This is a genomic window from Mycobacterium paragordonae (assembly GCF_003614435.1).
GTDB lineage: Bacteria > Actinomycetota > Actinomycetes > Mycobacteriales > Mycobacteriaceae > Mycobacterium > Mycobacterium paragordonae.
This window is the reverse complement of record NZ_CP025546.1, coordinates 2,802,551-2,826,059: the sequence shown is the minus strand read 5'-3', so window position 1 is coordinate 2,826,059 and position 23,509 is coordinate 2,802,551. Positions and strand designations below refer to the sequence as shown.

Below are 23,509 nucleotides of genomic sequence, written 5' to 3'. Positions count from 1 at the left end.
TCCTCGTGGTGATTCGATTTTGCGATCCAGTTATTGTTTTGCCTGGCGGACATCGCTTTTCGCGGCTTCGCTGCGCATCCGTCGGCCTAGCCAGCTGTAGACCACGCGCCGTGCGATGGCGATAGCCCGGGCTCGCATACGACCCGTCAATAGATCACGCGAGTTGAGTATTCCGGGATGAGCCGCCGCGAAGTAGCGACTGAAGGCGATCGCCTGTTCGGCCTGGGCGTGGGCCAACTGCACACTCCACTGCAACTCACTGACCCGGAAGGAAGCTAATGATTGCGGCAAGGCTACAAGATTTCCACGAAGCAATACCGCACAGTATGTCGCAACGTCGATCATATACGGGAAGCAACCGTCCCAACCGCCTGCCTCCAGCAAGGCCGAGCGCCGTAATAGCACAGACGCCGGCTCGCCGTAGATGTTGGTGCCCGCCAAGACAGTCCTCCGGATAGCATCGGTCCCGGGGACTTCGCCACTCAGGCCTGCCAGGCCGCGCTTTCTTATGACCCGGTTTCCCGCTGCGTCGATGACGTCTCTGGGACTGGCAACCATCACCGCTGATGGGTGGGCATCCAAAGCAGAAACCTGCTCCCCCAAACATCGTGGCGCAAGCAGATCGTCGCCGCAGACCAGTTTAATCAACTCCCCCCTGGCCAGGCCGGTCACAGCGTTCCAGTTCGCCGGCGCGCCGCCACCAGATGGCAAGCGATTCAAGCGAACCCGGGGATCAGCCGCGAATTCGTGCAACGCTTCCCATGTCCCGTCGGTAGAGCTGTGATCCGAAACCAGCAACTCAAAATCTGAAAAGGTCTGGGCCAGTATAGATTCCATCGTAGCCCGGATGAAGTCGACGCTGTTGTATGACGGAACAACAACCGATACGCGTGGTGTCACAGTGCGGCGTTATGGCGTTCATCAAGTTCGGCTGGACTGCGACGAAATGAGAAGCCTCGGTGCGCGAACCAGCTGTAAACAACCGTTGTGACAGTCACCGCAAGTTGAGATGGGAGCGGCGGCCAGCCGAAAGCCTCGACGAGAACCGGCAAGGTAGCGAAATTGAAGGCCAGAGTTGAAAGGTTTACCAACTCAAACCGGGCCAGGTCTCGCCACACATGGCCGCTTACCCGAAAAACGAACCTGCGGTAGAGGACGAAGGCACACAGGACGGCGAGTACATGTGCGCATGCCAGGGCTCCGAGGTAACTAAAGGGCCCACGGGGCAGAAGCCAGAGGAACAGGACGAACCACGCGGTCCCAATCGCAGTGTTGAGTCCCCCCACGATGAGGAACGCGACACGCTGGTCACGGACCAGCCGAAACAACGGCCCGGGAACCCCGAGCATCCCTGCGGGCGGGCGAAGCTGCTCGTTATGCGCCCCGAAAGCATCCAGACTCACAGGCGGCCCGGCTAGCCCTGCGACTGTGGCGCAGACGTGCCATACATCGCGCTGGCTTGGTCCGCGGCCTCGACCGACCCATCGACGCCTCCGACCATGTCGCGGATGAGGAACAATGGCCGGCCCTTGCTTTGGTCGTACATTCGCCCAAGGTAGGCACCGATGATCCCAAGCATCAGAAATTGCATACCGGTGAGCAAGCCAATCGTCGCCATCAGCGAGCTCCAGCCTGGAACCGTCTGTCCAAGCATCGCTCCGCGGATGGAGTTGATGGCAGCGGCGAAACCCAGAAACGCCATGACCCAACCGAGCATCACCGAAAACTTCAGAGGCACCATCGAAAATGACGTTATGGCGTCCGCGGCGAAACGCAGCATCTTTGCAAATGGGTACTTGCTCTCACCTGCCGCGCGCGGGTCGCGGTCGTAAACCAGCGGCACCTGCTTCCCACCGATCCACGCCACCATGCCGCGCACGAACCGATGACGCTCGGGCATGGCGATTAGCAGATCAAGCACCCGTCGGGTGATCAAACGGAAGTCACCTGTGTCGGAGGGGATGTCGACCTCGGTCATGCGGCCAATGCCTCGGTAAAACAGGGCGGCCGTAACCCGCTTGAAAACGCCTTCGCCTTCGCGCCGGCGACGCTGGCCGTATACGACGTCGGCGCCCTCGTCCATCAGGGCCATCATGTCGGGCAAAAGCTCGGGCGGGTCCTGTAGGTCGGCATCGATGATAAGCACCCGTTCACCCCGCGACACGCTAAGTCCTGCCGTTAACGCGAGTTGGTGTCCGTGATTGCGCATCAGACGGACGCCAACGACACGCGAGTCCTCGACCGCCGCCTTCTCGATGATCTCCCAGGTGCGGTCCCTCGAGCCGTCATCAACTAGGACAACCTCGCTCGTGCCACCCAGCGCATTCAGCACTCCCCCAACCCGGCTCAAGAACAGCGGTAGCACCTCTTCTTCGTCGAAGCAGGGTGCAACCACCGAGACTGCCGGGCGACTCAAAACAGTCACCAGGTAAATGTAATTCTCAGCGTCGCTCGGCGTGGCTCTTTCGCCGACATCGCCATTTTGATCAACCGTAGGCAACGCCAAAGTCACCCCGTTCACTCGTTCTGCCAGGCGCCTGAGCAGGCGAAATAGCGATACAACGGGGCCTGGGCCAGAAGCCGGGCCTGGGAGCCGGATTAAGCCAGGATCAGCACACGAGTACCACTCGCCTCGCACGACGAACGGTATTCGTCTGCCCCGCGCGGAGCCGGGGGCCGGCGATGGTGCGATGTGGTGCCATCGAGCCGCCACCCGCATTCCGCGCCACAGGCAGTCCGACCTACTGTCCCGTTTCGCGGATGGGGAGGCGATCGTCGTCTGCTGCTGGTCGGGGCGCCTGCGGGTCGGTGGTCGTTGCGGCTCGGCGACCTGCAGCAGTGAAAAGCCAAGGGCCGTCGAGCACGCGTTCTTCACTCGCGCCCAGGACCAGCTTGAGGCGCTCACGACGTTGCAGGCCTGGGAAGTGGTGCCGACATGCACGCGGCGAGCGGGTCCGGGGGTCGTCAGCGACTTGCCAGGGGCGGTGAACGTCGCGTCGCCAATGACAGCATTGGGCTATCCTGCCGGGTAACCGAGCCTGGCGTCCGCAGGTATAGCCGTGCGCCGAGTCCGATGGATGGGGAACCGATGGATCAAGGGTCGATGGGCGAGGCGCGCCAGCTCGACACCGACTTCGAGGCTTCTGCTCCGTCCGGGCCACACTTGTCCCAGGACGGCGCGCGCGACCTCGAGCTGTCGCCGTCGGGTGAGCGGTTCTGCCTCACGGCCAATCTCCGGCAAGCCGTGGTTCGGTTCTTATTCGCCATCGGTGTCTCGGCAGCGTTGTGTTTCTTGGTATACCGATTCGCTGCGACCGGCCTCATTGGCCCGACCGACATCGTCAGCTACTCGACGTTCGCGAACTTCAACCCAAAGCCTCAGTTCTGGATCTACCGGCTGATTGTGTACGCCTTTCCGTTCTTCGTGATCGTCGGGTATGTGCTACTCGCGCGCTTCGGGCCGCTGCGGTCGCGCAGCCCGGGACCCGAAAAACGCACCATCGAGCTGGTCGAGCCGGCACCGTCATGCCCGGCGGACGGGCCGTCGTGGGGTACCCCGGCACGGATCTTGCTGCCGGCGGTACTAGTGGTCATCGCGTGTGGTGCCCGTACTGGACACGCGGATCTGCTCGCCATCGCTGCGGGTGTGGCCTACGTGGTCCTAGTTACCGTCGTTGCTGAGGTGTGGGCGCGCCGCAATGATGAGCAACGCTGGCGAGCCATATCGACGGTCAACGGCGTCGGAGGCGCCGCCGCCGCGGTACTGAGTCTGTGGTTCGTTTCGGCCCATACAGTTGTGCAGACCCCCGCCGGTACGCGGTCGTGGCCGTGGCTGGCCTGGTGGCTGCCCATCACCGGCATTGCGGCGATCGGGTGGTGGTCGGCGCGCCAGCTCCGCGGTGGGCGGGCGGCGCGTGACGTCGAGCTGACACTGCTGACGGTCGTCGTGGGTGCGATCGCCGTGTTTCTGGCACTGTCGGTTCTCCCCGGACAGATCACACACTTCCAAGGCTTCGATGACGCACAGGAGATGGTCGGCGCGAGCCTGTTTGCCCGAGGCTACATTCCCTGGCGGAACATGCAATTCGTCCACGGCCTGTTCCCGGACGTGCTTACTGGAATCCTCGGCCGGGTCATCTTTGGCGACAGCATTTGGGGTATCCGCGCCATCCACAGCGTGATCCTCATCCCGGTGTTCTGGGTTAGCGTCTACCTCTTCGCCGTCTGGGTCAGTCGACGCAACCCCTGGTTCCTTGCCCCGACCTTTCTGGTCGGGGCAAGCGTCCTGCGGCCGCTGCTGCAGTGGACGTCTCATGTGAGCCAGCCCCCTGGGGTGCTGCTGCAGTGGTCGGAGCGTTTCATTGGCCTGCCTTTGGCTCTGATCGTGCTCGGCGAGACACTGCGTCGGCGCAGCGCCGCTTGGGCGGTGGGGTTGACGCTACTGCTCTTCGCAGAGACGCTCCTCGTCCCGGAGACCATCGTCCTCACCGCGCCGACGCTGGCTTGTGTGATCGCGGCAGAGCTCGTCCACCGCCGACCTGAGCGCAGCCTCTGGACCAACTTGCGGCTGACCCGCTGGTGCGTCGGCACCGGGCTCGCCGCGTCTGCAGTGTGTGCCGCATTCTTGGCCGCCCACGGCGCGCTCGGTGGGCTCGTAGGGTTATTTCGCTACTACGTCAACTTTGGTCCAGCGCACTACATGGGGGCTGCTATCCCGCTGTCGGGGGTCTCCTTGGACGAGTGGACAAAGCTAGCGGTCAGCGTCGGCTGCGTGCTGCTCACGGTCTGGGTGGTCGCGGTGAAGGTCGCGAGGCGAGCCGATTGGGAGGCGCGCGACTGGGTGGCCGTGGCGGCGGCCGCTTTCATGGCGCTTTATGTGGAGAAAGCGCTCGGCCGTTTCGACATCATCCACATCTGGCAGGTGTATGCAGCCGGCCTGCCGCTTGTCCTGTTGTGGTGCTCGCGTCTTTTCGACCGGGTGGGCCGGCTGCTAATCGCCTGGTGGCGCGGGCGGGACGCCAGACTAATCCGGTTCGCCGCTCCGGTCACCGCAGTTCTGGTGCTGGTGCTTGCGGTCGGCCTCGTCTGTTACGGACCGCTCCGCAAGGTGGACGGGCAACATCACCTCGCCGGCGCCACCGAGGCAAGCTTTCCGCGTCTGGGCTACGTGACCCCGGGTGCAATCGACACGGACCTGCTCCGGGATCTCGACACCTCAATCCGGACCTATGCCGGTGACGACGGACCGGTGTACGACATGACCAACAGCCCCGGCTACCTCTATTTCCTACTCGGCCGCGTGCCAAACACCCGGCAACAGCGGCCCATGGAGCTCACGGCTGCGCCTCCACCTGTGGTGATCTACGATGCCACCTCGATCGGCATGCCAATCTGGGACGGCATCACAAACAACGTGCGCGCCTACGGGCCAAGCGAGTACATCCTTCGCGGTTGGACTCCGGTGCTGCGTACCCACGGGGTTCTGGTTATGGCCCGCAACGACCTAGTCTCGAGGCGCGTGCCCGTCCTGACCACGCCACCGCAAACATCCGGCCTCTACTTCAGCGGCCCATCCTGTCGTTGGGGGGCGAGCCCAAACTACTTGCCGGTACCTGACAGCAGTCGGGCCACCACGTTGCCGGTACACCCGGTCACCCCGCGAACGGTTGTGAACTATTCCGGCTGGGCGGTCGATCCGGTCACCCACAATCCGGCCGCCAAGGTGTTGATTGCCGACGGCCAGCGGGTCTTAGGGATGGTGACGCCCTCCATCAACCGCCCAGATGTGGCCTACGATCTGCACCAGCCCAACTCGGCGAGTGGCTTTCAGTTCAACGCCGTTGTCGATGCCGCGGTCCACCCGTCGGCATATCTCGTCGGCACGGACGGGCTGGCCCACCCGTTCCCCGGATCGCCACCCGGGTTGGTTGCCGAACTGCGACTGCCGGACGGGAGCCAGGCCAGGGTCGTGCCAACCATCGCCGGCTACCTCGAGGTCCACGACGTCAACACCTTGGTAGGGGAACTCAAGCTGCCCAGCGGTATGACTCTGCGTGATTACGATCTCGCGATGCTGTCGTCAACCCACGGGCCCGGCGGGGCCACCGTGGCACTGACCGATCAGCCGGATCGTCCCGACCACGAGATCTCGGCGACCTGGCTTGACCAGTCCGGATCCCACCTGACGGTGCGAGTCGGGAGCTGCCCGCAATGGTATGGCTACGACCCGTCCAAACCGCTCTACGTAATGCAAAGCGGCGGCCCGCCGGTGACCTCAATAACCCTGTCCGCCGCCCGGGCTAGCGCGTGACGCGGGCGGCCGGCTAAAGTCGCCGCGCCCAACGAAGGATTCGAACCTCAGGTCCGGGACGCCACGGGCACGTCCTTGACGAGCAGTCGCAGGGCCCGGTGGCGCTCGGCGACGGCCGCAGTGGCGGCCTTGCTGCGCAGCCCGGTAAGGAATTTTTTGAGGTCGTCGGCGAGTTAAGGTAGGCCTCCTGGTCGACGGCTGCCTGGCGAGCGGGTGGATCAGGTGCTCACCTTCTACGACCTCAAGCACAACGCCGCCAGCGAGTTCTCGGAGGCTGTCTTTTCTGTTTGCGAAGTGTTCGTTGTCGGATGCTTTCCGATTTGCTGATTCGGCCCCCGAACGGCCCACTGCCGAGTACCGTCGCTAACCATGACACGCTCGTTATCAGGCCTCATCGCGTATGCCGGTAGGCTGGCGACGCGCGAGAAGCTGCGCTACGCCGGCGTGCCGGTGGTCGTCGTCGCACTGGGCCAGGGCCTCATTCAGGTCTCAGGCCCGTGGCTAAGCTACACTGCCGCGTTGCTGTTGGCTGCCAGCGTCGTCGTAGTTCCCAGCTTCTTCCTCAATAAGCGCTTCGTCTGGCGGTCGATGTCGCGCGTTCATCGGCGCAACCAGGTCATCCTGTTCTGGCTGGCCGTGATACTCAGCGTTTCACTGGCCACGTTGTTCACCTGGCTCGTCGAGAACGCACTAGCCGACCGGGCAATACTTATTCGTGGCTCGGCAGTGCTCGTAGCCCAGCTGATAGGCCATGGGATCGTCTGGGTCGGCGGGCGCTTCATCGTGGAGCACTTATTCCTCGAGCGGGCCGGCGATAGGCCGGGCTTCACACGTAGGGCGCAACCCGACATCGCAGAGCCGGGATCTATTTGGGCCGGAATTCCCCACGACGAGCCGCGACCTCGTGTATCGGTCATAGTCCCGGCACTCAATGAAGAACGCAACCTGCCGCATGTGGCGGCGCGCATGCCTAGTGATATTGACGAAATTGTCGTGGTGAATGGAGCTTCGATCGATTACACGGCCGAGGTGGCGCGTCGGCTTTGGCCAGACGCCGTGCACATTGAGCAAACACGCAAAGGTAAGGGCAACGCACTCGCATGCGGGTTTGCCGCTGCATCGGGCGACATCATCGTCACGATCGACGCCGACGGCAGCACCGATCCAGCTGAAATACCGCGATTCGTCGCTGCCCTGATGTCGGGAGCCGACTACGCCAAAGGGTCGCGTTTTGTTCACAGGGGTGGGAGCGATGACATCACTCGTTTCCGGCAATTCGGCAACAAGTGCCTCAACGGCACAGTTAACATTCTGTTCGCGACGAGCTTCACCGACCTGTGCTACGGCTACAACGCATTTTGGCGGCGATGCCTCGATGCAATGCGACTGCCCGACATCCACGCGCCGCTGCAGCAATGGGGGGATGGATTCGAGATCGAGGCCTTGCTCAACGTGAGCGTGGCGGCAGCTGAATTGAAGATCGCCGAGGTCTGCAGTTACGAGAGGCTACGGAGGTACGGCACAAGCAACCTGCACGCTGTTAAAGATGGGACGCGGGTCCTGCGAACAATCTGCAAGGAATTCATGCGGCCGTTCGCCGAGACAGAAGTAGCGAAAGCAGCTAAAGTTCCCATCCCCTTGACTGTCGCTGAAGCCGTTGCATGAGAGTGCCGCCCATGCGGAGCCTGGACAGGAGCATTCGTTCCGCGGGCTGTAGTCCCGACTCGTCGAAACGAGGATCGTAGGTGGCTGTGAGCGCGGCCGCGTTGCACGCGGATGTTGTCATCTGCACCTACACCCTAGCAAGGTGGGACCTGCTCGCACGGTCGGTCGAGTCCGTTCTCGCCCAGCACGTCCTCCCACGGCAGCTCATAATCGTCGTGGACCATAACGATGAATTGCTCGCCCGGTGCCGACAGGAATGGGGCGCTGGTCGTGCCGACTCACCCGTCGAAATCGTCATCGCTCCGAGCCAGTTCGCGGGCAGGCAGGGTTCGTCACGCAACACCGCGCTGCTGCTCGCGCGTGCTGACATTGTCTCCTTCCTCGACGACGATGCCCAGGCGGCACCGGACTGGCTTGAGCGACTCCTTGCCGTGTACGCCTCCCACCCGGAAGCCGTCGCGGTTGGGGGTGCGCCCTGGCCGGACTACAGCGCGCCCCGGCCATCCTGGTTCCCACCCGATTTCGACTGGGTATTCGGCTGCCGCTACGACGCCCTCCCTGACCGGCTCGCACCGGCGCGCCATCTGATCGGAACGAGCATGAGTGCGCGTCGCGAAGAAATGCTCGCGGTCGGGGGGTTCCACGCCGACGACTACGACGACATGGACCTCTCGCACCGTATCGCGCATCAGTACGGGCCACTCGCCGTCCTCTACGAGCCGCGCGCGAAGGTCAGCCATCGCGTGCCTTCCGAGAGAATGACATGGTCGTACTTTTGGCGGCGCTGCTACTTCGTGAACCGCAATAAGATTGGCGCCTTGGCCGATATGGGTGAGGGGGGAAACATCGGCGCTGAACTCCGCTTCGGCGCACGAGTCCTGCTCGCGCTAATTCCGGCGCTGCTCGCCACAGTGACCGGCCGGCCTGAGCGATTGCTACAGGCTCTCGCCGCATTGACAGGCCTCGCGTTGGCCGGGAGCGGATTCATCGTTGGCACGCTGCAGCTTGCGCGTGGTCGTCGACCGGAGGTTCTGACAACCGGCCTCAGCGCGGCTCAGGTGTGCCAAGCCCGCGCCGCCGTCCCGGTGGTCGACGAAGCATAATCGTCGTCGATGGCCAATCCGGATTTCAAGCGATTACCTCGCGGTAAAGTCGTAGTAGCTGGTCGGCGCAGTCGTCCCAGCTGCGAATAGCCGGCGGCGAAGTCCGAGGTGCAGCTGCGATTGCGAGCGCAGTGGCCGCGATTTGCTGCGGCGAAGCCTCAAGAGGAATCGTGGTGGCTAGTCCTTGACGGCCAAGGTCAGAAAGCGCTGAGGTGTCTGCTACTAAGGCCTTGGTGCCCGCCCCGAGGGCTTCCATCACGGCGATCCCTTGGGATTCATACTCGCTGAGCAGGCAAAAGACATCCGCATCCGCGACGAGTTTGCCTAGCGCGGCTCGGCGTTCCGGACCAAAAGTGCAGAACGAGACTCGATCGCTGATTGCGAGTCGACGGGCCATCGCGCGGAGCGACTGCTCATAAGGGCCACTACCCGCGACAACGAGCCGCGCATCGGGCGCCTCGGCAAGTATGGCTGGGAAGGCCTGCAGGATGCGATGGTGGCCCTTGTAACGCTCAAGTCGGCCCGCAGATACCAGCAGGGGGCTGCCTTCTGGGTTCTCAGCCGAAGGATCAACGGGTAGCGGCTCGCATCCGTTTGGAATAACCCGGATGTCCCCGTCGGCCGAGCCGAGAACCGCAGCAAACGTGCGGCGTTCGTACTCGCTCACGGCTACAAGGGCCGCAGCAGATCGGAGCAGTGGTCTGAGCAGCCGCCACTGCAACGGACGCAGTGGCCCTCTCACAGGTGAAGAGTGACCGCCGGTGTGAAACGTCAGCACGCTTGGGGTGCGGGTTCGCCTTGCTGCCGCGAGTGCAGTCGGCGCGATCAAGTTGTGCACGCCTTGTACGTGGATGATGTCGTAGTCCTCAGCGCGCAGCAAGTGCCGCGCCAATCCCGGGGCGAGGTAATAGTCACGCGACCGTGGATAGGCCGGCCAGCGTTGCATGCGGTAGCCAGGAAAATTCTCCTCGAGAGGCAGGTCCCCCGATCGGTCCGTTGCTACTACCGTGACGTCGACACCCTCCGCGCCAAGTCTGGTCGATACCTCATGGATGTGAGTTTCAATGCCGCCGATCACCGGCAAGGCGTTCGCAGAGACCATGGCGACCCGGAGAGGGCCTCGGTGGTTGGGAATCATCGGAACCTTTCAACGGGTGACCCAGACACATCATCCTCCAGGGTCCGCCGTGCAGTGGCTCGTCGTCGAGCGGCGCCAGTCCTCCCCCTACTGGAGGAGCCTAAGAGCCCATGGCCATCCCTCTCACGTTAATGAATGCTAGCGTTATGCAATGGATTTGTTGCACCGCGCCCGTCTCATTGCGCGTCACGCGGGACTGGATGTGACTCGATATCATCTTGAGGCGGACTGGAATCGCAATTTAGTGAATCAACTCGAATCGCATCAAGTAGATGTCGTCCTCGACGTTGGCGCTAACTCAGGCCAGTATGCCAGTAGCCTCCGTGAGGCGAAGTTTGAGCGCCGAATCATATCTTTTGAACCCCTATCGACGCCCTTTTCAGTCTTGAAAAAACGGGCTACGAAGGATCCATTTTGGGAATGCCGAAAATGTGCACTGGGTGATATGGACGGGACAATTCGCGTTAACGTTGCAGGCAACGCCGGCCACGCCAGCAGCTCCGTCCTGCCAATGCTGGCGGGCCATCAAGAGGCCTGCCCCGAGGCCAATTATATCGGAGCTGAAGAAGTGCCGATTCATCGACTCGACTCTGTGGCACCCGATATTCTTCAGCCGAAAGATGTGACTTTTCTCAAAATCGATGTTCAAGGTTTTGAAAGACAGGTTCTTGCGGGAGGCAGATCAACGGTGCACCACCATTGTGTCGGCATGCAACTCGAACTATCCTTTCTGCCATTGTACGAGGGCGGGATGCTGATTCGTGAGGCATTTGATGTCGCGTACTCCCTTGGCTTCACGCTGACAGGGTTGTTGCCCGGCTTCACGGATGTGCGTAATGGTCGAATGTTGCAGGCCGACGGCATCTTCTTCCGTAACGACAATTAAAGTAACTGCTCCATATGTGAGATCGCACGTCGGCGGCATATTTGAACTCCGAAATTGGGCACGAGTTGAAAACAGCGAGCCCAAAGCAGGGAAAGGGGTGCGCCCGTGGTATCGGCTCCGACTGTCTCAGTGATAACAATCTCATTCCATGATCTCGATGGGCTGAAGCGCACGGTGGGAAGCGTGCGTGCCCAGCGTTACGGTGGACGGATTGAGCACATCGTGATCGACGGTGGTTCGGGCGACGACGTCGTGGAATATCTCTCGGCGCTTGAGCCGGCCTTGAGTTATTGGCAATCAGAGCCCGATGGCGGAAGATACGACGCGATGAACCAAGGAATTCGGCACGCGTCGGGAGACCTGTTGTGCTTCATGAACTCAGCGGATTGTTTTTCCGACGCCGACGCGGTGGCCCATTTTGTGGATGCAATCACCCGCTACGGGTCGGCGCGCGATGCGTGGGGCTACGGTCTACAACGACTCATCGGACCAGACGGTCGCAGCTTTGGCAACCTACGGTCCCCTATGCCCTTTAGCTACCACAAATTTCTCGCCCTAGGCATGCCGACTCCACACCAGGCAGCGTGGTGGCGTCCGTAATCCGGTGTAAATGGTCCTTCGGAGCTTCTGGCTTCGGTGGGTGATGTTACGCCGTTGCGCTGATGGCTTCGGTGGTGCTGCTCGCGGAGTCTGGGGCGTGCTGGGGCCGTAGTTGTCGGGGTGGGTGCAGCAGGCTGCGGCGTAGGTCTTGGAGCTGGCGTACCCCGGCCGGGGTCATGGCGAGTCCGCGCCAGCCGCGAGATGCGCGGTCCAGTACGGCCCAGGCGATGCTGACACAGCTGGTTTCGCCGGGGAAGCGACCGATAACCTTTGTGCGGCGGCGGGTTTCACCGAAGGTGCGTTCGATGAAGTTCGAATGCCGAATACGGTGCTGATGTTCGGGCGGGAACCGCAGGTAAGCGGTCAGGCCCGCGCGGTCGGTGAGCAGGATCTTCATCGCCGCGGGGTAGGTGGGTGCGTAGCGGGCCGCGAACACGTCCAGTCGGGCGTCGATGAGTTCGACGAGGTTGGGGCCGGCCTCGGTGGTGGCCTCGGCGGTGTCGAAGCAGGCCCAGTAGCCGTCGCGGATCTCGGCCTGCATCCCGGCGGGAATCTTGGCCAGCACGTTGCGGACTCGGTGAATCAGGCAGCGTTGACGCAGCGCGGTCGGGAAGATCTGCTCGATCGCCGCGATCAGGCCGGCCGCGCCGTCGGAGACGACCAGCAGCGGACACCCCAGCCCCCGCTCGGTGAGATCGGTCAGGAAACCCGCCCAGGCGTCGGTGGACTCCACCACTCCGGGGGCCAGGCCCACGAAGATGGGCTTGCCGGCGGTGGTGATGCCCCACGCGGCCAGGATCGGCTCGGCTGGTGAGCCGGGATGCATCCGGAAGAAGGAGGCATCCAGGAACAGGTAATCGAGCACCACATCGCCGAGCGGGCGCCGCGCCCAGGTGTCGTACTCGGTCTTGATGGCTTGACATATCTGGGAGACAGTCGATTTCGAGATCGCGGCCTGATCACCCAGCGCATCGGCGAGGGTGGCTTCGACATCGCGCACCGACAGCCCGCGCACGAACGAAGCGATCACCAGCGATTCCAGCGCGTTGGTCTTGGTGACGTGCTTGCCGAACAGCCGTGAGGCGAACGCGGCGGTCGTGCCGCGCAGCTTGGGCCGCTCCAGGGTGATCGGACCGGCAGTGGTCTTGACCGTCGCAGCCCGATAACCGTTACGCGCACCGGGCTGCGCGTCTGCTGCGGTGGCGCTGCGTTGGTAGCGCTCACGGCCCAAGAACTCGGTAATCTCGGCCTCCAACGCGGCCTGCATCAGCAACTGCGCACCCAGCCGTGCCACCTCCTCCAGGATCTCGGGCAACTCACGATCCGAGGCGAACAACTCGTCGATCTTGGCGCGAACACGATCGGTCGGCGATACTCGTGCAGGCACGGGCGTAGGTCCTTTCCTTCGATGACTTGGCGGTCTCGAAGCAGAACCTACGCCCGGCCCCTTTTACACCGGCTTTAGGACGCGACCGGCAGCGTTCTTCGGGTCATCACTGGTAAATAAGCTAGGAGGTTACGACACAGATTTCGGGCTGGGGGCGGACCAGCTATTCATGTTCCGGGCCGCGTTGCTGCGTGAACCAATCACGATCCAGCGCGTTATCAGCGACTGCGACGTCACCGGAGCCAGCGCCGTCGTTCCTCTTAGTCAGCACTTTCGCGACCGACGAAAAATGTCTGAATTCCATGACTATTATCTGCTGGGGGGGCGGCGCACGTCGCTAGCTTATATGCGCATGTGGGAATACACACTTAGGTTTGCGGCCAGCACTTTGCGCTTCCTGCGGAGGCGAGTAGGGCGCGAAGGAGTAGTCGACGTCGCACATCGTTCGCAACAGGCTGGCCGCGTTTCGGACGCCGGCGGATAGCTGACCGGATACAGCATTCGGCCATCCGGATTCGCGCGCAATGTGCAGATACAGCGAATTCAGATTCGCATTTTCCAGCAGCAATGGACTGCTGCTCACTTTCTCGCCACGTCCGCGTTTGCGCGATACCATGAGACCGTAGCTTCGATGCCTTCACGCAGCGAGATGCGAGATTGCCATCCGGCTTTACGCAAGACGGAGATATCGAGTAGTTTGCGTGGTGTACCGTCGGGTTTGCTTGAATCCCAGCAAGTTTCGCCCGCATAGCCCACCGCCGCGGCGACCAGTCGGGCGATCTCGCTGACGGTGTGGTCTATGCCCGTCCCCACGTTAATATGAGTTGGGCCGTCGAGATGCTCCAGCAGAAATAAACATGCATTCGCGAGGTCGTCAACGTGCAGAAGTTCACGCCGCGGCGTTCCGCTGCCCCAGTTGATCACCTCTGGTGCGCCACTTATTTTGGCCTCCTCATATCTGCGAATGAGCGCCGGTAGAAGATGGGAACCTTCAGGGGAAAAATTGTCGCCGGGTCCGTACAAGTTGGTGGGCATCGCCGAGATCCACGCCAGACCGTATTGACGCCTGACAGCCTGGACCTGAAGGATGCCGGCGATCTTGGCGATCGCGTAGGCGTCGTTAGTCGGCTCCAAGGGGCCGGTGAGCAATGCATTTTCGGCGATGGGTTGCGGCGCGTATTTCGGGTAGATGCACGACGAACCAAGGAACAGCAGTCGCGGTACCCGCGCAGCCACAGCGGCATCCAGCAGATTCGTTTGAATCCGAAGGTTCTCCGATAGGAAATCGACAGGGTAGGAGTTATTCGCCATGATGCCACCGACTCGGGCCGCAGCGTCGATGACAACCTGAGGTCGCAACTCCAGAAGCATGTCGAACGTCGCGTCACGATCCGTCAGATCGAGTTCAGAGTGCGAACGGACAACAAGATTGGTAAATCCGTCGGCCCGGAACCGGCGCAACAGAGCCGATCCGACAAGTCCTCTGTGCCCGGCAATATACACAGAAGATCCTCGGTCGAGGGCCCCGACAGTCGCGTTCATTCGTGCTCAACTCCAACTGGGCAGCATTGGCTTGTCAACCCATGGCGTGCCATCGCATTCCAACGCGGCAATGTCTGCGTCCACCATGATTCGCGCCAGCTCGTCGGTATGCACAGCAGCTTTCCACCCTAGTAAGCGCGCGGCCTTAGCGGAGTCGCCAATTAGCGAATCCACTTCCGTCGGACGCAAATAACGCTCATCAAATTTCACATGTTGTTGCCAATCGAGTCCTGCGTGCTCGAAAGCGGTTTGGGCGAAATCACGCACGGTGTAACCATGCCCCGTCGCCAGCACGAAGTCCTCCGGCGCTGGGGCCTGCAGCATCCGCCACATACCCTCGACATATTCGGGCGCATACCCCCAGTCGCGGACAGCATCAAGATTGCCGAGGTAGACCTCGGACTCAATACCCGCCTTAATCCGCGCGACAGCTCGGGTGATCTTACGGGTCACGAAAGTCTCGCCGCGGCGCGGTGATTCGTGATTGAACAAGATGCCGTTGACGGCGAACAATCCGTAAGCTTCTCGATAATTGCGGGTTGCCCAGTAGGAGTACACCTTTGCCGCACCATACGGCGAGCGCGGATAGAAGGGTGTCTGCTCATCCTGCGGCGGCGGCGACGCGCCGAACATTTCCGACGAAGACGCCTGATAGAAGCGGCAGCCCACCTGAGACAGACGAACGGCCTCTAACAGCCGTATTGAACCCATCCCCGTAGTGTCGCCAGTATGCACAGGTTCGTCGAAGCTAACACGCACATGCGACTGCGCCGCAAGGTTATAGACCTCGTCGGGGTCGATCGTACTTAGCAACGTCACCAGGCGAGTGCCGTCGGTGAGGTCGCCATAATGAAGAAACAGGCGTGCCTTCGGCTGGTGCGGATCCACGTAGAGGTGATCGATCCGCGCCGTGTTGAACGTCGAGGCTCGGCGGATCAGCCCATGGACTTCATAACCTTTCTGCAGCAGCAGCTCGGCCAGATATGAGCCGTCCTGCCCGGTGATCCCTGTTATCAGCGCTCGCTTCAATGACTTCCTACTTCTGTCGGTGCGGCCCTACACAGCGCGTCCGGATAGTGCCATGAGATCGCTGCGATTCTGTCCGGACCACCAGGCGGGCGTCATCTTCCGATGGTGAGGTGGCTTAGGTTATGCGTCGCCCATGCTAGCCTCTGATTTGCAGATGCCATCGCGAACCGCGACGCATAGTTCACCAATCCGATATTAGCCGCGGGTCTTCCACGCCGGGTCTCTTTCAACCTTCAGCTAGACCCATCAAGTCCAGGCAATCGGCGCCGACCGAGAGGGCTTGCCGTATGGTCAGCCCACTTTGCGAATAGGACTTTGATCTAGGCGCCGTCCACCGTCAGGGCCGGAATTTATGGCAACAACTTTTCAGCAATCACCATCCTGTCCGGAAAGCCGGGTTGCGACTTAATGAAACAAAGAGTCTAGCCACTCGCCAGTCCTATTACTACACCGGATGCGGCAGGGTCCTTTTGAACCGGAAAGCCGGCCGGCGATATTAGACGCACGATGCCAGGAGGCAATGCACCGTTGAGGCAAGAATCAGCGAACCTGCAGTTCACCGGGCCACAGCGAATAACCCGTCCAACACTCTCCTACCAGCCATGTCTTGGGCATGCACGACGGCGACATCCCAGTAATGGTATCCACGGTCAGTCACCGGCGTGTCCAATACGGCAGCCCAGTCTTGCACCGCTTCGATTGGCAACAGGTCAATCGGCTCACCAAAGTTGTTCCAGATACCGACGTGCGAGTATCCGAAATCCCGCAACTCCGACCACACGGCAGCGGGGTTCGTCTTGCCCGCCTTGCGGGTCAGGTCATGGTCGTATTCGAAAAACAGCACAGGGCGGGACTTTGCGTAAGCCCGCGCGAGCGGCGGAATAAGAGTCGTGTCATAACCGTCTGTGTCTGATTTGACGAGCCGGATCGGCGGCATTTCGGGGTGACGGAGAGGCAGGTCGGCCACTGGTAGCGCCGCAGGCACTCCGCCGGCACCGCCTCGGACGAAGCGCGTGGTACCGCGCTCCCTAATCGCCCCTAAGCTGGCTGCCTCAGTTGTGTCGGCAAGTAGCAAACCGAACTCGATGACGCACCGGTTGTCGGATCCGACGTTCCTCTCAATATACGGAAGGTACTCATGGTCCGCTTCGACACAGAGCACTCGCGCGTCTGCTTGTGCGAGGATTTGCGCAGCGGAGTCCCCGATATTGGCCCCGACATCGATGATGCCTAATGGCTTGTCGACTTCGCCGAGACCCACCGCAAGTTGCACCAGGTTCTGTCCGTAGGCGGGAAAGGCGCGAGCGTAGTCCGGAAGCCGGTGCGACCACGGCATCGCCAGCAAAACGCCCTGAACATTGCGCATTACTGTTCGGTTGCCCAAGGCCTTGCGAATCGTCCGATACGAAACTTCCCGCGCCAGGGCCTGTACCCGCGCAAGAGACGTCATGGCTGTCCCTCCGCATCCATGCGCATACCTTACAGCGCCCCACCTCCATACGGACCATCTGACGCCCTGATCGTCTAACGCCCTCGTTGCGCTCTACCAGCCATTGGCAGGTCCAGTTAGCATCGTTTTAGGCGTCGAATGACTGTGATCAATGCCGATCTCACGTGACATCGACCTGTCGACCTCGCTGAAAGTGCCGTAAGTTCTAGTTATTCTCATTGCGTGCGTCCAAGAATCATTCTTGCTATGCGAAAATAAGCTAACTACGCTAAGCTCCAGTCAAATTTGAGAAGCAACTCGGCACGACACTCAGAGGTGCGACGCAAACTTTGGACGTAATCCACTTTGCGGCTAATGCTTCGATCTGCAGGCGGAGCAAACCGCCGGCTAGACGAAGCGCGCGTCAACCGTATGGCGCCAGTGTCTCACGGCGTCGTCTAATCAAAGGCTTTCTCGCACCGGCGATATGGCGTAACTTCATTTACCCAGTTATAGCGCAGTTCCCTATATTTAATACCGAGTCCGTGTATGCATTCAATCGGCTAAATCTGATGGGGTTCCACTTGGTCAATCAAACGAATTACTGCGAAGCCGCGATGGGCCTGCCTCGTCTTCGGGACGAACTTGATTTTCTGCCCAAGCCGCGCGAAGCGCCCGAGCAGACGTTCGGTTTTCATGTGTAAGATATCGCCATGACGGCAGCCGAAGTCGACCGATTGTGAAAGTCGCTCTCGATCATCAGGTCTTCTCCTTTCAGAGATACGGTGGCGTTTCGCGCTACTTCTGCGAATTGGCTGGCCGCCTGCACAGCCACGGTGCGTCGGAAGTATCCGTCGTGGCTCCGTTGTACGTTAACGATTATTTAGCCCACGGCTGTGCCCACCAGTTTGCCCACGGTAGATTCGTGCCGCACACATTCGGGGGCATTCCGGTCGTCCCTGTTGTGAACCGAATCGCCGCACCGCTGGCGTGGCGGCAGATCAGACCCGATATCATTCATGAAACCTACTTCGCCCTCAGTCCTGTCGGTAACGCTCGACGCCGTGTAGTAACGATCCACGACATGATCAATGAACTGTTTGCGGAACAGTTTTCATTCGCTAAGCGCGTAACCGCAGCCAAACGCGCAGCTGTTAATCGCGCCGATCACGTCATCTGCGTTTCTGAGAACACCAGACGCGACCTCGTGCGTCTCTTCGGCGTAGATCCGGCACGAACGAGCGTTATTCACCTCGGGTATTCAATAACAGCGGAAGCGGACATTAACATTTCCGATTTTGGGAGACGTAGGCCCATCCTCCTCTATGTCGGCGATCGCAGCGTGAAGTACAAGAACTTCGCTGCCCTACTGCAGGCCTATTCCAGATCGCATATATTGAGAGGATTTGACTTGGTAGCATTCGGCGGAGGCCCATTTCGCCCCAACGAACTAAAACAAATTATGCAACTGGGCATCAACGACCGCGTACGCGTCGAGTGCGGATCAGACCAGGAGCTTGCGGAACACTACAGGACAGCTACCGCCTTCGTCTATCCGTCGATGTATGAGGGTTTCGGACTGCCTCCGCTCGAAGCTATGAGCCATGGCTGCCCTGTTGTATGTAGTAATGGTGGCTCCATTCCGGAAATAGTTGGAGAAGCGGCCGTCTATTTCGATCCCAATAATCTTGAGGAACTAAGGGTGACAATGGAACGCGTCGCCACAACTGAGGCACTGCAGGCAGATCTCCGATCGCGCGGATACGATCGGATCGCCGCGTTCTCATGGGACAAGTGCGCAGCGGCGACTGCGCAGGTCTATCGCGAATTGATGTGATCGCACTAACTTTCGCCAATCTCGTGTGCAGGGCTAAAACTCCCTTGATCAGCGTCTGAAGGCATGAACGAGTGGAGGTAGACGAACGCGTCAAGCCTGTCGGTAGGTCGCGCTAGATACCCGTGTAAACCGTTGAGCAGGAAGAGTTAGTATGGCACGTAATAGCCGCGCCTACCATCAAAGCCTTGCTTTGTTCGGAACACTGAAGACTCACAGGTCCTCATAACTACCTGTGCTCAGGACAACCTTATTATATTGGGCGACCTCTGGTTAAGCCAGTGGAGGGCGACGTAGATGCAGGCGCAGAGTTGCACAGCCATCAACGCCCAACCCACCGCTTCAATTCCCAGTAGCGGAAGCAGAAGCCAACACATTATCAAGGTACCGCAACCGATGCCGACGTACAGGAAGGCGACAGTCGCAAGCTTCCCCTGTGCCCGAAGCATGCTTGCGTAGACACAGGTCACTGCGTCAGGGATCGACGCCAACGCAATTATGCGCAGTAGATCGGTCGCGTGATCCGCATAGGCCTGCCCCAAGGTGGACAGCAAAATACCTCCCACGGCAAGAATGGCGACCAATATGGGCGCAAGCAGCACTCCGATGATCTTGGCCGCCGACCGAGCCATCGCACCGACCTCATTTGGCCTGTGCACCCCCTCGGCGAACAGCGACATGGAGACGGCAGGTGCGATGCTGCGAAGGAGACCCGCCAACATCCATGCCGTATAGAAGTATGCATTGTCGCTTGTCGACAGACGCACGGTTACGAGTAACGGGAGCAAGTATGGCAAAACCCCGGTTGCAATGCCGATTACTTGGTTGCCGGTCACCCGAGCGCGAAGACGACTGGCAGTGCGGCGAAGGACCGAGAATGCTGGGAGCCGCACTACCCTTCTGTAGCGGACGAGCAGTATCGCACCGAGGCCCAAACCAAACACAGACGCAAAACACCACGCCCCAAGAAGCCGCAGGGCGCCCGGCCCAACGGTCAATGCCAGTACTCCAAGCATCACCACTTTGACCGCGGATGCGATCGCGTTGCGGCTGAACATGTCTTTGGCTCTGCGTTCTGCGATGTAGACCCAGTCAAGGGTGGCGCCTGCTGCTAAGGCGACTGTGCCAACGACGAACACAGCCGCGTATCCAATGCTGCGCAAAAGGGTCAACTTAGGAGAAAACAGGGGCAGCACCCCCAGGGCAATCCCGCTCCCCACCACAGCGAATATCACCGCCGTCGCCATTCCAGTCCAGAACGTTGCAGACCAGCCCGTCTCGTCGGATTCTCCCGGAAGCGACTGAATGAGAGCGCCGCCCACGCCTATCCAAGAAACCAGCATCACAACTGTGCTAGCCGAGATGACCGCGACAGCTAACCCAATCTCCGTCGGGTTGTACAGATGCGCTGCCACTAGCCAGAAGAGGTAACCAACTGCCGAGGTCATCGCTGTATCGGCCATTATGAATAAGCCGTTGCGAAGAAGTGAGTCACAACGGACCCGATCGATGTATGGTCCCAGCCGCCACCACTTCCGATGATGGCGGTCTTCCCTGACGTGAGAAGCGAGCGGCCCAGGCTGCCCTGCGACGAATGGCGCTTCCGAAGGGGCCGCGATGGGGACATCGTCGCCAGCCGAACCCCCCAACGGGTCAGCTCGTTGGGGAAGCAAACTCATGAACGACCATCCCCATCCCGGCCAAGATCTCCTGATTCACTACATGCGGCGCACCGCGAACGAGCCCAAGAAGTGAATCCGCACGAAACGGCAGGTGTAGGCCGACAGCCTCTGCCGCCCGCAGGAAGCCGTAGACAGGCTTCCACGGAACCTTGACGAACCGACAATTGGCTCCCCCTCGTGCGGCAAACGCTATCATCAAGTCGCGCATCGGCACTGGGACCGGATGCGCCACTGAGATTGTCCCAGCCGGCAGGGTGTCGGCGCTGGCAAACGCCGCGATTGCCGTCATTAGATCGTTCTCGCTTACGGTGAAGAGTCGTGCATCCCCGGCGATCAAAGGTACGACTGGGAGACCCGCGAACTTACGGAGGGCACCAGCCATCCCGCCGGAGTCCTCTCCGTAAACCAGACCTGGCCGCACGCTGCAGCCCCCACCCTCTTCGGTCATAGCTTCGATATCCAGCTTCGCCCGGCCGTACAGCTGTTTGGTGCCCTCGAATGCCGACATGCTCGACAGGACCAGGATCCGTCGCACTCGGGCGTCACTTGCAGCCTGCAGAAGGCGGCGGGTGCCCTCCACGTTTACTCGCCAAATATCGGCCTGGCGAGTCAGTGTCAAGTCGTAGGCGGCGTGCACAAGCAAGTCGGTCGAACCCAGGATTTCGACGACCTCCGGGCTGACGGGGGCGTCGAGACTAAAAAAACATTCCCGCGCCCCGCCCTGAATGGGTGAGCGGACAAGCCTGACGACCTGCCAACCGTGGGATTCCAAGGTCGCAGAAATTCGTGACCCGAGATAGCCGGAAGCGCCCGTGACAGCGGCGATCGGCCGCGCGCTCACGCTGCTAGCTCCATCGTTTCGCAGGCGATGCGGTGAGCGTTCGCCATGATCGTCAGGGTGAATGTCATCGCCGGGACGGTAGGAAACACAGATGCATCGATCAAATGCACGCGTTGCCACGGCGCCACCCGTCCCAGTCGGTCGCTGGTCATCGTTCCTGAGCTAGGAGCTGAGTGGGGAAAACTCCCCCCGATGTGGTAGCTCTTGCCGCCGGCGGCAAGCCGCATCATTGGAAGGACCGGATACAGGTCGAGGCGTGGCGCCGAGCCCGACAGTCGGGCCGCTACTGAGCGCAGCATCTGACCGTGTCCGTCGGGAGCCGAGTCTCGCGAGATGTGCATATCCGGTAGACCCCGATGTCCCCCACCTCTCCGAACCCGAACCTGCAAACGAGGTGACCGCCACGAAGGCAGGTATCCCAGCGCCACACTCAGCCGACGAAGGAGTTGCGCTTGTGCCTTGGCCATTCGATCACCACGGAGGAATGCCGGCAGATTATCAACGAACGCTGGGTTAAAAGTGTAGAAATGAAGCTGGGCAATGTCGGCGGCATCTCCATCTGAGGATATCAGCATGTTGAACTGGTTCAACGTGAAATGAGATTCGTGTCGAGGATCGATGGAGGCCTTTCGCGAAAGCATTGGCAAGATGAATTGCTGCGATTCGAGCATAGGCAGGTTGACGTCGAATAGATTGAGCGAATTGGCCACAAGTCGTGTCGTACCCAACGCTCCGCACGCTATGTAAACTCGGTCCGCCTTCAGGTGGTGGGTTTGCCCTGTGGTCAGTTCTCGCGCGACGACGGAGACCCCCTCGGCCTGCTCGGAGATCGCTAGCGCCATAAGACCGTGATGCAGGGCGACTCTTCCCGAGCGCTGTAATGCGTCGAACGTGTGAGATGCTGAATAAATCAACCCGTACGGGCATCCTGTCATGCAGAGACCACACCGGACGCAGTCGCGAGCGCGGAATGCCAGGCGTGCTTTGCCCATCGTGACACCCTTGGCATTCATCGCGGATCGGTGTTTCTCGTAACCATCGAGCACCCGCCGACTCCTGTCGGAGAGCGGTGGAAGCGGATTGGCGCGGTGCATGAGCGGGAAGCTCTCTGCCAGGTCATCGACCTCTGCAGCGAAAGGGATCTGGTTCAGAATCGCGCGGTAGTGACCAGCCATCTCATCAGAGTTGATGGGCCAGCTTTCGAAGGCTGACGACGTGAAGGGCATCAACTGGGATCCCCACACGTTGCTGAAACCTCCGTATGCGGCCGAAATGAGCGATGTCGTGGCATCGCGCTCTGCAGTGAGGCCATCAAGCTGACCGATGTTTCGGAAGGGGTAATCTGAACCGTAGCTTCGTTTTTCGGGCAGTCCTTTAAGGCCGGAGCTGACAGGTTGAGCGGATACGCGCTGCACCAGTGAACGCTCCCAGTCAGCTGGCTGCAAAGAGGCAAGCCGCTTGACTGCTTGTTCATTCTCCGCATCGAGACGCAGCCCGATATCCATGACCGTGACGGCGATGTCGTCGCGCGCGCTGAGCGCCAGGGCGGCGCCCGCAGCCGCGGGTCCACTGCCAATGATCAGCACGTCAGTCATCGGCGCACCATCCCGTTCGTCACCACACGCACATTAGACAGCAAATAGGCCTCGCCGAGCGGCGACGCCTCGTCTCCCCTCTTACTGCCGGTGCTGCGGAAGCCGAAATCTACTGTAAGCATGGGGAATTGGAACTCGCTGTCTCGGCGAGAGGCCGAGGCGATCAACGACCATTCCCCTTCCCTCACTGATCGGATCATCCGGGCGCTAAGAGCAGCCGCTCCAGATACCACTTCGGCCCGAGGTAGGCGCCAGATGCGTTCCCCCGAACCAGTCTCTCGACCCAGGCCTACTGAGCCGGATCCTGCATTTCACCGTAAAGCATCTGTGTACCTAAATGAGCGGTTTTGTGGATTTTCAATGTGCGACTGCCTCCCACGTCGAGGCAGCAATCCGCCCGCAGCCACGTGTCACCTCATGCAGCGGCACGCGGCCATGGACTAACTGATCACATTCGCAGGCAGGTGG

General features: G+C 60.8%; 16 protein-coding genes and 2 pseudogenes. 7 read left to right on the top strand and 11 right to left on the bottom strand.

What is annotated here, in order from left to right; translation table 11 throughout:
* Positions 1 to 30 precede the first annotated feature (30 nt).
* From C0J29_RS13195 to C0J29_RS13185, 3 genes are all read right to left on the bottom strand, one after another.
* Positions 31 to 900 carry a glycosyltransferase family 2 protein gene (locus C0J29_RS13195; protein ID WP_120792587.1) on the bottom strand — a complete coding sequence of 290 codons (870 nt, stop codon included), beginning with the start codon at positions 898 to 900 and terminating at the stop codon, positions 31 to 33.
* A complete protein-coding gene (locus C0J29_RS13190; RefSeq protein ID WP_120792586.1) occupies positions 897 to 1,349 on the bottom strand; it encodes a GtrA family protein in 453 nt (150 codons plus the stop codon). Before C0J29_RS13190 ends, C0J29_RS13195 begins: the two co-directional genes overlap by 4 nt.
* A 65-nt stretch (positions 1,350 to 1,414) precedes the next feature.
* A complete protein-coding gene (locus C0J29_RS13185; protein ID WP_197748200.1) occupies positions 1,415 to 2,512 on the bottom strand; it encodes a glycosyltransferase family 2 protein in 1,098 nt (365 codons plus the stop codon).
* Between the two features lie 591 nt (positions 2,513 to 3,103).
* Here C0J29_RS13185 and C0J29_RS13180 point away from each other — a divergent pair.
* The 4 genes and pseudogenes from C0J29_RS13180 (at position 3,104) to C0J29_RS13170 (ending at position 9,078) form a co-directional block, all read left to right on the top strand.
* Positions 3,104 to 6,310, top strand: a complete 3,207-nt coding sequence (locus tag C0J29_RS13180; RefSeq protein ID WP_120792584.1) for a hypothetical protein — start codon at positions 3,104 to 3,106, stop codon at positions 6,308 to 6,310.
* 369 nt (positions 6,311 to 6,679) lie between these two features.
* A pseudogene (locus C0J29_RS33690) lies at positions 6,680 to 7,084 on the top strand (GtrA family protein); the annotation flags it as partial.
* Positions 7,085 to 7,159: 75 nt separating this feature from the next.
* Positions 7,160 to 7,975 carry a glycosyltransferase family 2 protein gene (locus C0J29_RS33685; protein WP_242460635.1) on the top strand — a complete coding sequence of 272 codons (816 nt, stop codon included), beginning with the start codon at positions 7,160 to 7,162 and terminating at the stop codon, positions 7,973 to 7,975.
* A gap of 80 nt (positions 7,976 to 8,055) precedes the next feature.
* Positions 8,056 to 9,078, top strand: a complete 1,023-nt coding sequence (locus C0J29_RS13170) for a glycosyltransferase family 2 protein (protein ID WP_120792582.1) — start codon at positions 8,056 to 8,058, stop codon at positions 9,076 to 9,078.
* A gap of 25 nt (positions 9,079 to 9,103) precedes the next feature.
* Here C0J29_RS13170 and C0J29_RS13165 read toward each other — a convergent pair whose 3' ends face one another.
* Positions 9,104 to 10,180: a glycosyltransferase family 4 protein gene (locus tag C0J29_RS13165; RefSeq protein ID WP_120792581.1), complete on the bottom strand. Its 1,077-nt coding sequence runs from the start codon at positions 10,178 to 10,180 to the stop codon at positions 9,104 to 9,106.
* 187 nt (positions 10,181 to 10,367) lie between these two features.
* On the opposite strand from C0J29_RS13165, the gene C0J29_RS13160 reads away from it, so the two are divergent.
* Together C0J29_RS13160 and C0J29_RS13155 are read left to right on the top strand one after the other, a co-directional pair.
* Positions 10,368 to 11,102 (top strand): FkbM family methyltransferase, encoded by a 735-nt coding sequence (locus tag C0J29_RS13160; RefSeq protein ID WP_120792580.1) that lies wholly within the window; start codon positions 10,368 to 10,370, stop codon positions 11,100 to 11,102.
* Positions 11,103 to 11,207: 105 nt separating this feature from the next.
* A pseudogene (locus C0J29_RS13155) lies at positions 11,208 to 11,693 on the top strand (glycosyltransferase); the annotation flags it as partial.
* A 55-nt stretch (positions 11,694 to 11,748) separates the two neighbouring features.
* On the opposite strand, the gene C0J29_RS13150 reads toward C0J29_RS13155, so the two are convergent.
* The 4 genes from C0J29_RS13150 to C0J29_RS13135 form a co-directional block, all read right to left on the bottom strand.
* Positions 11,749 to 13,089: an IS256 family transposase gene (locus tag C0J29_RS13150; RefSeq protein ID WP_055578468.1), complete on the bottom strand. Its 1,341-nt coding sequence runs from the start codon at positions 13,087 to 13,089 to the stop codon at positions 11,749 to 11,751.
* Positions 13,090 to 13,668: 579 nt separating this feature from the next.
* Complete coding sequence (locus C0J29_RS13145) at positions 13,669 to 14,631, bottom strand: GDP-L-fucose synthase family protein (protein ID WP_120792578.1); 963 nt, start codon at positions 14,629 to 14,631, stop codon at positions 13,669 to 13,671.
* A 6-nt stretch (positions 14,632 to 14,637) separates the two neighbouring features.
* Positions 14,638 to 15,660 (bottom strand): GDP-mannose 4,6-dehydratase, encoded by a 1,023-nt coding sequence (gene gmd, locus C0J29_RS13140; protein WP_120792577.1) that lies wholly within the window; start codon positions 15,658 to 15,660, stop codon positions 14,638 to 14,640.
* A gap of 556 nt (positions 15,661 to 16,216) precedes the next feature.
* A complete protein-coding gene (locus tag C0J29_RS13135; protein ID WP_162951450.1) occupies positions 16,217 to 17,110 on the bottom strand; it encodes a class I SAM-dependent methyltransferase in 894 nt (297 codons plus the stop codon).
* A 718-nt stretch (positions 17,111 to 17,828) separates the two neighbouring features.
* Between C0J29_RS13135 and C0J29_RS13130 the strand changes: the two genes are divergently transcribed.
* Positions 17,829 to 18,926, top strand: a complete 1,098-nt coding sequence (locus C0J29_RS13130; protein ID WP_120792575.1) for a glycosyltransferase family 4 protein — start codon at positions 17,829 to 17,831, stop codon at positions 18,924 to 18,926.
* Between the two features lie 236 nt (positions 18,927 to 19,162).
* Here C0J29_RS13130 and C0J29_RS13125 read toward each other — a convergent pair whose 3' ends face one another.
* The 3 genes from C0J29_RS13125 to C0J29_RS13115 all read right to left on the bottom strand — a co-directional run bounded on the left by C0J29_RS13125 (position 19,163) and on the right by C0J29_RS13115 (position 23,041).
* The gene (locus C0J29_RS13125; protein WP_120792574.1) at positions 19,163 to 20,386 is read right to left on the bottom strand and encodes a lipopolysaccharide biosynthesis protein; all 1,224 of its coding nucleotides are present in this window, start codon (positions 20,384 to 20,386) and stop codon (positions 19,163 to 19,165) included.
* Between the two features lie 190 nt (positions 20,387 to 20,576).
* Positions 20,577 to 21,446 (bottom strand): NAD-dependent epimerase/dehydratase family protein, encoded by an 870-nt coding sequence (locus C0J29_RS13120; protein WP_162951449.1) that lies wholly within the window; start codon positions 21,444 to 21,446, stop codon positions 20,577 to 20,579.
* On the bottom strand, positions 21,443 to 23,041 hold the full coding sequence (locus C0J29_RS13115) for a GMC oxidoreductase (protein WP_120792572.1): 1,599 nt from the start codon (positions 23,039 to 23,041) through the stop codon (positions 21,443 to 21,445). Before C0J29_RS13115 ends, C0J29_RS13120 begins: the two co-directional genes overlap by 4 nt.
* Positions 23,042 to 23,509 lie beyond the last annotated feature (468 nt).

Coding starts and splice junctions, on each gene's coding strand:
- C0J29_RS13145 (WP_120792578.1), bottom strand. CDS start 14,631: ATGAACGCGACTGTCGGGGCCCTCGACCGAGGATCTTCTGTGTATATT.
- C0J29_RS13165 (WP_120792581.1), bottom strand. CDS start 10,180: ATGGTCTCTGCGAACGCCTTGCCGGTGATCGGCGGCATTGAAACTCAC.
- C0J29_RS13190 (WP_120792586.1), bottom strand. CDS start 1,349: ATGCTCGGGGTTCCCGGGCCGTTGTTTCGGCTGGTCCGTGACCAGCGT.
- C0J29_RS13180 (WP_120792584.1), top strand. CDS start 3,104: ATGGGCGAGGCGCGCCAGCTCGACACCGACTTCGAGGCTTCTGCTCCG.
- C0J29_RS13160 (WP_120792580.1), top strand. CDS start 10,368: ATGGATTTGTTGCACCGCGCCCGTCTCATTGCGCGTCACGCGGGACTG.
- C0J29_RS13115 (WP_120792572.1), bottom strand. CDS start 23,041: ATGACTGACGTGCTGATCATTGGCAGTGGACCCGCGGCTGCGGGCGCC.
- C0J29_RS13125 (WP_120792574.1), bottom strand. CDS start 20,386: ATGGCCGATACAGCGATGACCTCGGCAGTTGGTTACCTCTTCTGGCTA.
- C0J29_RS13135 (WP_162951450.1), bottom strand. CDS start 17,110: ATGACGTCTCTTGCGCGGGTACAGGCCCTGGCGCGGGAAGTTTCGTAT.